At 40.2% G+C, this 13,075-nt stretch carries 12 protein-coding genes; 9 read left to right on the top strand and 3 right to left on the bottom strand.

What is annotated here, in order from left to right:
• Positions 1-175: 175 nt before the first annotated feature.
• Positions 176-1,558 carry a glycine--tRNA ligase gene (locus tag JFL43_RS00230; RefSeq protein ID WP_100794285.1) on the bottom strand — a complete coding sequence of 461 codons (1,383 nt, stop codon included), beginning with the start codon at positions 1,556-1,558 and terminating at the stop codon, positions 176-178.
• 324 nt (positions 1,559-1,882) lie between these two features.
• Here JFL43_RS00230 and JFL43_RS00225 point away from each other — a divergent pair, with 324 nt between their 5' ends.
• From JFL43_RS00225 to JFL43_RS00185, 9 genes are all read left to right on the top strand, one after another.
• Positions 1,883-2,521, top strand: coding sequence for a helix-turn-helix transcriptional regulator (locus JFL43_RS00225; RefSeq protein WP_100797992.1), 639 nt, complete (start codon positions 1,883-1,885; stop codon positions 2,519-2,521).
• A gap of 13 nt (positions 2,522-2,534) precedes the next feature.
• A complete protein-coding gene (locus JFL43_RS00220; protein ID WP_100794284.1) occupies positions 2,535-3,350 on the top strand; it encodes a pyruvate, water dikinase regulatory protein in 816 nt (271 codons plus the stop codon).
• A gap of 226 nt (positions 3,351-3,576) precedes the next feature.
• Positions 3,577-5,400 (top strand): DNA primase, encoded by a 1,824-nt coding sequence (gene dnaG, locus JFL43_RS00215; protein WP_200747468.1) that lies wholly within the window; start codon positions 3,577-3,579, stop codon positions 5,398-5,400.
• 32 nt (positions 5,401-5,432) lie between these two features.
• Positions 5,433-6,566, top strand: a complete 1,134-nt coding sequence (gene rpoD / locus JFL43_RS00210; protein WP_100794282.1) for an RNA polymerase sigma factor RpoD — start codon at positions 5,433-5,435, stop codon at positions 6,564-6,566.
• A gap of 92 nt (positions 6,567-6,658) precedes the next feature.
• A complete protein-coding gene (locus JFL43_RS00205; RefSeq protein WP_200747467.1) occupies positions 6,659-7,222 on the top strand; it encodes a hypothetical protein in 564 nt (187 codons plus the stop codon).
• A 101-nt stretch (positions 7,223-7,323) separates the two neighbouring features.
• Positions 7,324-8,463: an acyl-CoA dehydrogenase family protein gene (locus JFL43_RS00200; RefSeq protein WP_100794280.1), complete on the top strand. Its 1,140-nt coding sequence runs from the start codon at positions 7,324-7,326 to the stop codon at positions 8,461-8,463.
• 145 nt (positions 8,464-8,608) lie between these two features.
• Positions 8,609-8,971, top strand: a complete 363-nt coding sequence (gene cccA, locus JFL43_RS00195; protein WP_100794279.1) for a cytochrome c550 — start codon at positions 8,609-8,611, stop codon at positions 8,969-8,971.
• Between the two features lie 108 nt (positions 8,972-9,079).
• A complete protein-coding gene (locus JFL43_RS00190) occupies positions 9,080-9,778 on the top strand; it encodes a tRNA (adenine(22)-N(1))-methyltransferase (RefSeq protein ID WP_100794278.1) in 699 nt (232 codons plus the stop codon).
• The gene (locus JFL43_RS00185; protein ID WP_200747466.1) at positions 9,775-10,896 is read left to right on the top strand and encodes a Nif3-like dinuclear metal center hexameric protein; all 1,122 of its coding nucleotides are present in this window, start codon (positions 9,775-9,777) and stop codon (positions 10,894-10,896) included. The genes JFL43_RS00190 and JFL43_RS00185 overlap by 4 nt, the downstream gene beginning before the upstream one ends.
• 257 nt (positions 10,897-11,153) lie before the next feature.
• Here JFL43_RS00185 and JFL43_RS00180 read toward each other — a convergent pair whose 3' ends face one another.
• Positions 11,154-12,134, bottom strand: a complete 981-nt coding sequence (locus JFL43_RS00180; RefSeq protein ID WP_100794276.1) for a 4-hydroxy-3-methylbut-2-enyl diphosphate reductase — start codon at positions 12,132-12,134, stop codon at positions 11,154-11,156.
• An 81-nt stretch (positions 12,135-12,215) separates the two neighbouring features.
• A complete protein-coding gene (locus tag JFL43_RS00175; RefSeq protein ID WP_234447519.1) occupies positions 12,216-12,911 on the bottom strand; it encodes a YqfQ family protein in 696 nt (231 codons plus the stop codon).
• Positions 12,912-13,075 lie beyond the last annotated feature (164 nt).

The raw sequence follows: 13,075 nt of genomic DNA, 5'->3' as shown, positions 1-13,075 counted from the left end.
CGAAAACTAAAAGATGTTTTCGATTCGAAGGTTCCAGTGCTTGTCGAGTCTAGACGGCCGCTTCAGACGCTAGCTGATTACGACGTTTCGGTCGGGCACTCAAAGTCAAATGGCGACTTTGGCTTCCGCCCTCCAACGTGTTTCACAGCTGAACGAGCGCCTTCAGCATTTAATATTAAAATTCCAAATGTTTTGCAATATACGCTTTAACATCTGCGATTGGCATACGTACTTGTTCCATTGAGTCGCGGTGACGTACTGTTACTTGAGCGTCTTCAACTGAGTCGAAATCGTATGTGATACAGAATGGTGTACCGATTTCATCTTGACGACGGTAGCGTTTACCAATTGATTGAGATTCGTCATAATCCACTGCGAATTCTTTGCGAAGCTCTGCCCAAACGTCCGTAGCTTGCTCAGCTAATTTTTTTGAAAGTGGTAGTACAGCTGCTTTGAATGGAGCTAAAGCAGGATGGAAGCGAAGAACTGTACGTTTGTCGTCGTTTTCTAATTCTTCTTCGTCATAAGCGTCACATAAGAACGCAAGTGTTACACGGTCTGCACCTAATGATGGCTCGATGCAATATGGTACATAGCGTTCGTTTGTCGTAGGGTCGATATAAGTGAAATCTTCACCTGAATGTTCCATATGACGTTTTAAATCGAAATCTGTACGAGACGCTACGCCCCAAAGCTCGCCCCAACCAAATGGGAATTGGAATTCGATATCAGTTGTTGCATTTGAGTAGTGAGAAAGCTCGTCATCTTCGTGATCTCGAAGGCGCATGCTGCTTTCAGACATTTTCAAGTTTAATAACCAGTTTTTACAGAAGTCTTTCCAGTAAGCGTGCCACTCTAATTCAGAACCAGGTTTACAGAAAAATTCAAGTTCCATTTGTTCGAATTCACGAGTACGGAAAGTGAAGTTCCCTGGAGTAATTTCGTTTCGGAATGATTTACCGACTTGCGCAATACCGAATGGTGTACGTTTACGCATAGAACGTTGTACGTTTTTAAAGTTAACGAAAATACCTTGTGCTGTTTCAGGACGTAGGAAAACTTCGTTTGTTGATGATTCAGTTACACCTTGGAAAGTTTTGAACATTAAATTGAATTGACGGATATCCGTGAAATCTTGTGCACCACAATCTGTGCATTTTACGTCAAACTCATTCATAACTTCAGCCATTTTTTCGAATGACATACCATCTACAATAATTTCTTGACCTTTTGCAAGTGCTGCATCCTCGATCAATTTATCGGCACGGTGGCGTGATTTACATTTTTTACAGTCAATCATTGGATCATTAAAGTTACCAACGTGACCTGATGCTACCCAAGTTTTTGGATTCATAAGGATGGCAGCGTCAAGACCAACATTATATTGTGATTCCTGTACGAATTTTTTCCACCATGCTTTTTTTACGTTATTTTTAAGTTCGACACCTAGTGGACCGTAATCCCAAGTATTAGCTAATCCACCATAAATCTCAGAACCTGGGAATACGAACCCGCGATGTTTTGCTAAACTAACAATACTTTCCATTGATTTTACCATGAAAATCCCTCCAAAATAGTATATGAAAATAAGAAAGCACCCGTCTCCGGGCACAATGCCCGGGGACGAGTGCGTAATGACCCGCGGTTCCACCCCGATTGACTAAGAAATCTTAGTCCTCTTTAATAAAATAAGCTCCCGGCTGCCTTTTCTCATTTCGTGTAGGCTTGCACGATCCCTACTCGCTGCACGTTGAAACGATACTTATATTCCGTTCATTGCCTGTATGATTTGAACACATTGTAACACGCGTTTGTTTTCTTAGCAATATATATAGATATAGTATATAATAATTAAGTATTGAGTATGACACTTTTTGAGGCGGTGAGTCCAATAGAACTCAACAAACGTCAGGATGAGATCTTAGAAATTGTTAAAGGGAATGGTCCTATTACAGGGGAACAAATTGCTGAGCGTCTTTCACTGACTAGAGCAACACTAAGACCGGATCTAGCCATATTAACGATGGCAGGCTTTTTGGATGCTAGACCGCGTGTAGGTTATTTTTATTCAGGTAAAAAAACAGGACAGGCTGTTATAGATAGCATGATGAATATGAAAGTGAAAGATTTTCAATCGATTCCGGTTGTTGTATCTGAGAATATTTCTGTATATGATGCCATCTGTCAGATGTTTTTAGAAGATGTAGGTACTCTTTTCGTTGTGGACAAAAACGCTTATTTAACAGGCGTTCTATCACGAAAAGACTTACTGCGCACGAGCATTGGGAATCAGGACTTACATAACATTCCGGTGCATATTATTATGACAAGAATGCCTAATATTGCATTTTGCTTGAAGACAGATGGGTTAATTCAAGCAGCGAATAAGCTTATTGAAAGACAAATTGATGCGCTACCTGTCGTAATCGAACACCCAGATGGCTACGAAGTCATAGGTCGATTAACAAAAACAAATATTACGCGAGCATTTTTATCGCTTGCTGATAATCATGATTTGTGAGGTGATGCTTTCAATGAATAAATTAGCCGTATTTATAGTTTCTGATTCGGTTGGAGAGACAGGCGAACTTGTCACAAAGGCGGCAATCAGTCAATTTAGACCAGGTATGCAGGATACATTTTTGAAACGTTTTCCTCATGTCGAAAGTTTGGAACAGTTAAATGAAATTGTTCATTTAGCTACTGAACAGGGAGCAATTATTGTTTATACACTTGTCAAAGAAGAAATGCGTTCTTATGTTCAACATTTATCAGACAATATGCTCGTTCCATCAATCGATTTAATGGGACCATTAATGGCAAGATTAGAAGAAACTTTAGCAGTCCGGCCTGTTGAAGAGCCCGGTCTTGTCCGTAAGTTAGATGATGATTATTTTAAAAAAATAGAAGCCATTGAATTTGCAGTTAAATATGACGATGGCCGCGATCCTAGAGGTTTATTATTAGCAGACATCGTGTTAGTAGGTGTTTCAAGAACATCAAAAACGCCTTTATCACAGTATTTAGCTCATAAACGTTATAAAGTGGCAAACGTACCTCTCGTTCCAGAAGTGGAACCACCAGAGGAATTATTTTTAGTTGATCCCAAAAAATGCTTTGGACTTGTTATTTCTCCTGAAAAGTTAAATAATATAAGAATAGAGCGTTTAATTGCACTCGGTTTAAATGACGGTGCGAACTACGCAAAACTTGATCGAATAAAAGAAGAAATCACACATTTTCAAAAAGTTGTTAGCCGCATAGGTTGTCATGTCATTGATGTGACAAATCGTGCTGTAGAAGAGACAGCAAATGATATACTTCACCGCATTCAATTACCGATAAAATGATGTGAGTATGCAAACCGCCCCCGTACTTGGGGAGGTTTTTTTGTTTGTATTATAAAAAAGTGATAGATTTTTCAGATAAAATGTTTTATAATAAAAAATTGTGGTAAAAATATATATAGGTATTTTACCTTTCCATTTAATAAAATAATATTTTTATGTCGAAATATGCAGGACTTTTTAATGATTATCTCGAATTCAGTTATTAGCAAGTAAAGATGGTGATGGAGTGGCTCAAAGAATACCTGAAGAGATTATTGAACAAATTCGTTCACAGGCAGATATAGTTGATGTCATAAATGATTATGTGCAGTTAACGAAGCGAGGAAGAAACTGGTTTGGTTTATGCCCATTTCATGGTGAACAGACACCTTCTTTTTCTGTATCTACAGATAAACAAATATTCCATTGCTTTGGTTGCGGAGCTGGAGGGAATGCTATTACATTCTTGATGGATATAGACCATATTCCATTTCAAGAGGCGGTCGCGAAGTTAGGTGATCGTGTTGGCGTTCATGTAGAGATATCAACATCTGAAGAACACACGCATCCGATTTCTAAAGAAGAAGGGCGGATGAAAGAAGCTCATGCTTTTGCTGCTGAATACTATCAGCATCTCCTACTCAATACTGAAGAAGGAGAAAAAGCACTTATATATTTAGAACAAAGAGGATTTACGAAAGAACTTATCGAATCTTATGGCATTGGCTGGTCTTTGCCGCATTGGGATTCGTTAACTCAATTGCTAACACGTAAAGGCTTTGAGTTACAAGAAATGGAACAGTCCGGGCTCATTATTCAAAGGGAAGATGGTTCGGGATGGTTTGACCGTTTTCGGGAAAGAATAATGTTTCCTATCAAAGATGATAGCGGTAGAATTATCGCTTTCTCTGGTCGGATTATCGACCACACTGGGGAAGACGCCAAGTATTTAAACAGTCCTGAAACACCCATTTTTCATAAAGGGCAAGTTCTTTATAATTTGGATCAAGCTCGCCCTATCATTCGTAAAGAAAGAAAAATCGTATTATTTGAAGGTTTTATGGATGTTTTGTCAGCTAAAAAGGCAAATGTCCATAATGGTGTTGGCACAATGGGGACATCCCTTACGATGCAACATTTGAACAAGATAAAACGTCTAGCTGAACGTATTATTGTTTGTTATGACGGTGATAAAGCCGGCTGGGAGGCTGCAAAGCGAGCTGCGGAAATGTTACACGCAGAAAAGATGAAAGTAGATGTGGCAGTACTCCCAACTGGTCTCGATCCCGATGACTATATAAAGCAGTTTGGAGAAGAATCTTTTAAATCAAAGATCATCGAAGAACCGCAAAGCTATATAGCATTTATGCTAATGTATGCACGGCGAAACAAAAACTTCCAATTTAATAATGATATATTGCAATATGTGGATGAGGCCTTGAACTATTTAGTTGGAGGAATCTCACCAATCGAGAAAGAATTATATATAAAGCAAATATCGACAGAGACGAATATTTCGGAAGATACGCTAAATATGCAACTTCGTCAGAAGGAAGGTCAGCTGGCTCAAAACTCTAAAAGGCAAGAGCAACAACAGCAACAACAGGCCGCTCCACAACAAATGCGCCTCCCTAAAAAGAAAATCACAGCGATAGACCGTGCAGAAAGATTACTCTTAGCACATATGTTGCATAACATTGACGTTGTAGATCGAATTCGTATAGAGGAGTATGAGCCATTCGTAAGAGATGATTATTTAGCTATATATGTGCACTTAATTGGTTTCTATGAAAGCCATCAAAAATCAGATTATCAGCGTTTTGCTGAAATTTTAGAAGACAGTGAATTACGAAAAATTGCAATGGAAGCAGCTTTAACAGATCGTGACCCTGAGCATCTCGAAGAAGAGATTGCAGATTGCTTGAAACAAGTTCAAAAGTATAAAATTGAGCAGCAAATTCAAGATAAGAATCACGCATTAAAAGAAGCGGAGAAAATGCACGACTTTGGAAATGCATTAAAGCTTTCACAAGAAGTAATTGATTTAAGAAAATCGTTATCGGCAATGTGATGCGGATTCGGTTGTTGGAGGAGGAAACACCTATGGCAGACAAGTCAAAACGTACTAAACCAGTTGTTGAACATGAACACACACTAGAGGAAGCGAAAAAGCTTTTACTCGAATCAGGTAAAAAAAATGGTGAACTAACATACGCAGAAATTGCAGATAAACTACAATCCTACGAAATGGAAGCAGACCAAGTAGAAGAATTTATCGAGCAACTAGAATCTAAAGGTATTGAGTTAGGTGGTAAAGACGGTGATGAGGAAAATCTTGATCGTCTATTAAAAGGTAACGCTAACGAAGAAACGTTTGACTTGAATGATTTAAGTGTTCCACCAGGCGTTAAGATTAATGACCCTGTAAGAATGTATTTAAAAGAAATTGGCCGCGTAGATTTATTAAGTGCTAAAGAAGAAATTGCTCTTGCAGAACGTATTGAAAAAGGTGATGACGTAGCACGAAAACGTTTAGCAGAAGCTAACTTACGACTAGTTGTAAGTATTGCAAAACGCTATGTTGGTCGTGGTATGTTATTCCTTGATTTAATCCAAGAAGGTAATATGGGTCTTATCAAAGCAGTTGAAAAATTCGACTACCGCAAAGGATTCAAATTTAGTACGTATGCAACTTGGTGGATTCGTCAAGCTATCACTCGTGCAATCGCTGACCAAGCAAGAACAATTCGTATCCCTGTGCATATGGTTGAAACGATTAACAAATTAATTCGTGTGCAACGTCAACTTTTACAAGACTTAGGTCGCGAACCGTCTCCTGAAGAAATCGGAGAAGAAATGGATTTAACGCCTGAAAAAGTTCGTGAAATTTTGAAAATTGCACAAGAACCTGTATCACTTGAAACGCCAATTGGTGAAGAGGATGATTCACACTTAGGAGACTTCATCGAAGACTCTGAAGCGCAATCACCATCTGACCATGCAGCTTATGAGTTATTAAAAGAACAATTAGAAGATGTACTAGATACATTAACTGACCGTGAAGAAAATGTATTACGCTTACGTTTCGGTTTAGATGACGGACGTACTCGCACTCTTGAAGAAGTTGGGAAAGTATTTGGTGTAACGCGTGAGCGTATTCGACAAATCGAAGCGAAGGCTCTAAGAAAATTGCGCCATCCATCGCGTAGTAAACGTTTAAAAGACTTCCTAGAATAGTACTTAAGGCACTCCTTGACGGGGGTGCCTTTCTTATTCGAATAAGGTAAAATTATGGATGAAAATGGTTTCTAAAGTTGGGGGACTTTATAATGAAAAATCAACGAAAAGAAATGATCCTAAATGAAATCTTATTTTGGAAGAAAAATAACTTATTACCGGAGCATTATTGTAACTTTTTAGCCACCTTATATGCGGAAGGGGAAGAGTTAGAGTCTACTAAACTCAAAGTAAGTTCAAAAAATGCTGTTCTCGCAAAAGAGCGCTCAAATAGAACGTGGCTCATAGCTCTTTTGGGTGTGGGTACAATCGCGCTACTCGCGCTACTATTTATGATGAGTGCGAAATTTGTTATATTACCAATTATTGTTGTAACAATAGCTATTGTTGGTCTACTATATTACGTCTTTCAATTTGCCGCTAATAAGACTGTAATAGTAACAATGGCATTTGCTGCAGCAGCTCTTTTACTATTAGGTTTATCTGTCAAAATCACTGAAGTCTATTTGCCTTTTAGCAATTTAGCGATGCATATGGCGCTCATAATAAATTGTGTTCTATGGTTAGTTTCAGGTAAAAGGATGAAGTTAATCTACTTTACTATCTCTGGTGCAGGTGGATTGTTAATTGTTCTATTAAATATTATCTTCTTCTGAAAAAAACGTATTTTCTCGTAAAATACGTTTTTTTCTATGATTATCCAATTTATTTCTGTATAATCTAATGCGTAAGCGTATTCACAAAGGGGAGTGATTGTATGAATTTTGACCTTTCACAAGAACAACAAATGATTCGTAAAACAATGAAGGAATTTGCGGATGAAGTTGTGGCACCAGGAGCAATTGAACGCGATCGCACGAAAGCTTTTCCAAAAGAGATTTTCAAACAGCTTGCTGACATGGGGATGATGGGCTTGCCATTTGAAGAGGAGTACGGAGGAGCAGGTGCAGACACGACAAGTTTTGCCATAGTGACAGAAGAATTGAGCCGAGCATGCGCCTCAACAGGTATTACATACTCCGCTCATATTTCACTTGGGGGAGCACCACTTCATTTATTTGGAACAAAAGAGCAAAAGGAAAAATATTTAACACCTATTTGTACAGGTGAATCATTCGGCGCATTCGGTTTAACAGAGCCAAATGCTGGTTCTGACGCTGGGGGTACTGAAACACAAGCAAAAGTAGACGGCCAAGATTTCGTTATTAATGGTAGCAAAGTTTATATTACTAATGCCAGCTATGCCAAACATTTAGCGCTTACAGCTATTACAGGTATAGAAGATGGGAAAAAAGAAATTAGCGCCATTATTGTTCCGACAAATGCTGAAGGATTCACTATTTTAGATCGTTACGAGAAAATGGGCTTAAATGCTTCAAATACAACGGAACTTATTCTTGAAAATGTACGTGTACCGCAAGAAAATTTACTTGGTAAAAAGGGACATGGTTTCCGCCAATTCCTAGTCACATTAGATGGTGGACGAATCGGTATTGCAGCTATGGCAGTGGGGATTGCCCAAGCTGCTTTCGAGCGAGCGCTCAGTTACTCAAAAGAACGTAAGCAATTCGGTCAAACGTTATCATCTTTCCAGGTTACACAGTTTAAACTTGCAGACATGGCAATGAAAATAGAATTGGCAAGAAACATGGTATATAAAGCGGCTTGGTTAAAAGACGCGGGAAGACCATTTACAAAAGAGGCAGCAATGGCTAAGCTATACGCTTCAGAAGTAGCGATGGAAATTGCTGATCAATCGATTCAAATCCACGGCGGATATGGCTACATGAAAGAATATGAAGTCGAACGCTATATGAGAGATGCAAAGCTGCTAGAAATTGGCGAAGGAACCTCAGAAGTACAAAGGATGGTCATTGCTCGCCAAATCGGATGTTAATGTGACGATTATGGCAATTTTGTCACATTCGGACGAAAACTTACCCTTTAGGTCTTTTCGTTTTCGATAGAATGAAGTACAATATTATGTGTTGACTGATTCTATTTAATTAGAAAAAGACTGAACTTATGAGGAGGGTTAATTGATGAAAAAGAATCCGATTATTCCGTATATCCTAATCATGGCTTTTGGTATTGGTTTGATTTTCTTCATGTCTCTTGGTGGACCAGACAAAAAAGCTGAAATTGCTAAAGGCGATGAAGGTAAAACTGAGGAATCAGCTGGTGCTTTCGATCCTGAAGCAGCTGTTGCAAAATCATGTGTCGCTTGTCACGGTGAAAACCTTGAAGGCGGTGGTGGACCAAACCTACACGGTACTGGTTTATCAGCTGATGAAGTGAAAGAAATTCTTCACAACGGTAAAGGTGGTATGCCTGCTGGTATACTTAAAGCTGAAAGTGAAGCTAACATTGAAGCAGTGGCTAAATATATCGCTGATTTAAAATAATTAAATCACCATATATTTACAAGCCCTTATTCTCCTTAGAGGATAAGGGTTTTTCTATGCAAAAATGCGTATTTTCGTTACAATATTACTTGAAGGGAGGCTTCTGCCATGAACGCACAAAAATTATCAAAACGCCTAGAAAGCGTTGCAAAATTCGTACCACAAGACGCGATTATCGCTGATATTGGTAGCGATCATGCTTATTTACCTTGCTATCTCGTCCATAACAATATTGCCAAGAGCGCTATTGCCGGCGAAGTAGTAAAAGGCCCTTATGAATCAGCATGTCAAGAAGTCCAAAAGGAACAACTGACAACTAAAATTACTGTAAGACTTGCAGACGGCCTCGCAGCCATTGAACCAGAGGACGGCGTTACAGCCATCACAATTGCAGGTATGGGTGGTCCACTTATCGCAACTATTTTAGAGAAGCATCCTGAAGTGCTAAAAGGTGTCGAACGGCTTATCTTACAACCAAATATACACGCTAAAGTTATTCGTGAATGGGCACTACAAAATAGCTGGAAAATCATCGATGAGGTCATTCTCTCAGAGGACGATAAAATTTATGAAATCCTCGTATTAGAACCTGGCGATATGCATTTAAGTGAAATCGAACAGCTTCTAGGTCCAGTCCTACAACAACAGCATTCTGAAGTCTTCCAAAGTAAATGGACAAGAGAAATTGACCAATGGGGCAATGTTCGAGAAGCATTACAAAAGGCTGAACAAACACCGGAAATCGTGGCAAAATCAGCTGAGCTAGCACATTTAATTGCAACGGTTGGAGAGGTACTGAAACGATGAAAAAAACCAATGGTCAAGAAATCATTCAGCTTTTCGAAAGCTGGTCACCAAAAAAGTTAGCTGCAATGGACAATGATCCAATCGGTCTTCACGTCGGTACACTAAACAAAACTGTCACAAAAGTACTTGTGACACTCGATGTTAATGATGCAGTCGCAGAAGAAGCCATAGCAAATGGCTGTGAGCTCATCATCGCACACCACCCACCGATTTTCCGAAAGCTCTCAACACTGCGTACTGACACACCTCAAGGTCAGCTTTTCGAAAAATTAATCAAAAATGATATCGCAGTCTATGCCGCACATACAAATTTAGATGTCGCTGAAGGCGGAGTGAACGATTTACTTGCTGAGGCGCTAGGTCTACAAAATTATAATGTTCTCGTACCAACTTTTAGCGAAGCAATGTTCAAGTTAGCTGTCTTTGTGCCAGTTGATCATGCAGAACAACTACGTACAGTGCTTGCTAGAGCAGGAGCAGGGCAAATCGGTAACTACGACTCATGTAGTTACACACTACATGGTGAAGGGCGTTTCCGTGCACTTGCTGGAGCAAAACCATTCACTGGAGAAGTAGGCGAGATACACGTCGAACAAGAAGTGAAAATAGAAGTCGTCATCCCACAATCAATCAAAAACAAAGTTCTTCGCGCGATGCTAAACAGCCATCCATACGAAGAACCAGCATATGACGTCATGCCACTTGAAACAGCAGCAAAAGAAATGGGCCTTGGCCGTATCGGTAAACTACCATCAGCCATGACACTTAAACAATTTGCTGAACATGTAAAAAAATCACTACAAGTTCCAGCAGTACGTGTTGTAGGAAACCTTGAATCGCAAGTTTCTAAAATTGCCGTACTAGGTGGCGACGGCAACAAATACATCCATGCTGCAAAACGTGCGGGAGCAGACGTCTATGTAACGGGCGATCTATACTTCCACGTCGCACAAGACGCAGAAGAGATTGGCCTTCAAATTGTAGACCCTGGTCACCATGTCGAAAGCGTTATGAAAGTAGGCGTAGCTAACAAAATGCAAACCCTATGCCAGCAACAAAAACTAAACTGCGAATTTATTCCGTCTAAACTCTCAACCGAACCATTCCAGTTTGTTTGATATTAGGAGGAAATGAATAAGGAACCTGCCAAAAATGAAATTTCGGCAGGTTTTTTTGAGTAGTTTAGGTGAGGCAAGTGGCCGAATGATAAAAGAAAGTACTTGAGTCATAGAAGATGGAGCTTGAGTGATAAAAGAAAAGACCAGAGTCAAAGAAGGAGAACCCAGTTATAAAAGCTGAAGTTTGAGTGGTCATCCAACCTATCAGACCAAAAAAGCCCCTAATGTCAACTTTCAACATCAGAGGCTCTGTAAACTTATTCCGAAGCAGGGTATGGTTCGATTTTGATAACCGGCTTAGGTGTTTTAATTTTTGGTAGGATTCTATCTATTGTGACAGAGCGTTCCAAGCTGTGTGTAGTTGGGTCTGCTGGTTCGAATTGATCAAGGAAATTGATAACTTCCTTGACGATAGGTGTTGGCGTAGAGGCACCAGCTGTGACACCTACTGTGTCAACGCCTTCTAACCATTCTAATTTTAATTCAGAAAGGTCTGCGATGCGGAAAGATTTCGTATGTGCAATTTCTTCAGAAACTTGAGTTAAGCGGTTGGAGTTATTACTTTTTGGATCTCCAACAACGATTAACAAATCAGTTGCACCAGCTTGTTTTGCAACAGCTTCTTGGCGTACTTGAGTTGCAAGACAAATTTCTTTATGCACTTCGATGTTTGGGAACTTCTCTTCTAGGCGCTTCATTAAATGTGCTACATCCCATTGACTCATTGTCGTTTGGTTTGTCACAAGTAATTTTTCTCGATTTAATACTAGATGGTCGATATCTTCAAGAGATTGCACTAAATGTACATGATCAGGTGCGACACCAATGGCACCTTCTGGCTCTGGATGGCCTTTTTTGCCGATATAGATGATGTCATATCCCTCTTGTGATTTTTCGGCGATTAAATCGTGGGTTACAGTTACGTCTGGGCATGTGGCATCAATTGATACTAAGCCTTTTTGACGTGCAACTTCACGAATTTCAGGAGATACCCCGTGAGCTGTGAAAATGACTGTACCTTTGTCAACTTTGTCTAAAATGTCTTTACGGTTTGCACCATCAAGCGTAATAATTCCGTCTTGTTCAAATGCGTCCGTTACATGTTTATTATGAACGATCATTCCGAGAATATAGATAGGTCTAGGTAGTGTTTTATCTAATGCAGCGTTGCGCGCGATGACCATGGCATCGACAACACCATAGCAATATCCTCGTGGCGTGATTTTAGTTACTTGCATGATCCGAACTCCTTTCATTGCTCGTTGAATTCTATTATAACGGACAGTCCATCTTTATACAAAGAATCGGTTACGATTTCATTAAAATGGCGGTTGGAATATGCGTGGTGTTGATGGTTTTGTTATTTCAGGCGGGTTACTTCGAATTTCAGGGGCAGAGCTGTTTCTTCCAAACAACCCCCCTCCTCGGCTAGCTGCAGGAGAGCTCGTTTCTTGTTCTTTAGTAGCTGCTCCGTCAGTAGGTGACGGAATTGATTTAAAACCTTTGTATAATTTATAGAGAGCAGGTAAGTTTTGGAACATTGGCGACATTTGCTTAAAAATAGGGGTGAATTGTTGTGCAGTCGACATAAATTTATCAGCAGTTGCCAAATATTGATCCATCTTCGCCAAACCGCCTACAGCACCGGCTACATTGCCAATACCGGCAGCTCCAGGGCCGGCAGCAGCGGCAGCGCCCCTAGCAAACATGCCAGCAGCGCCAGCCCCAGCCCCAGCAGCGCCTCTACCAAACATACCAGCAGCCTCAGGAGCAGCAGCAGCGGCGCCCCTAGCAAACATGCCAGCCCCAGGTCCAGCCCCAGCCGCACCTCTAGCAAACATACCAGCAGCCTCAGGAGCAGCAGCGGCCCCCCTAGCAAACATGCCTGCAGCCCCAGGAGCAGCATTCCCAGCCCCTCTAGCAAACATGTTAGCAGCGCCAGGAGCTGCGCCACCAAATGCACCCCCGGCTTGCGATAAACCTTGCGCAAACGGATAAAATGATGAATATCGCATTGATGTTCTCCTTTCGATTGAAATTTGCACATTTTTATCAAAATCAGCCCTTATTTTTCAAAATAATAGCCGCCTTGAATTGACGTACGTAGTATTAATAGATATCATATGCAAATGGTCTACTAAATGTACGAATCATGTTACAATAAGGTAAGTAAGTTAGG

Source organism: Viridibacillus soli, assembly GCF_016612995.1.
GTDB lineage: Bacteria > Bacillota > Bacilli > Bacillales_A > Planococcaceae > Viridibacillus > Viridibacillus soli.
This window is presented reverse-complemented; position numbering and strand designations above follow the sequence as displayed.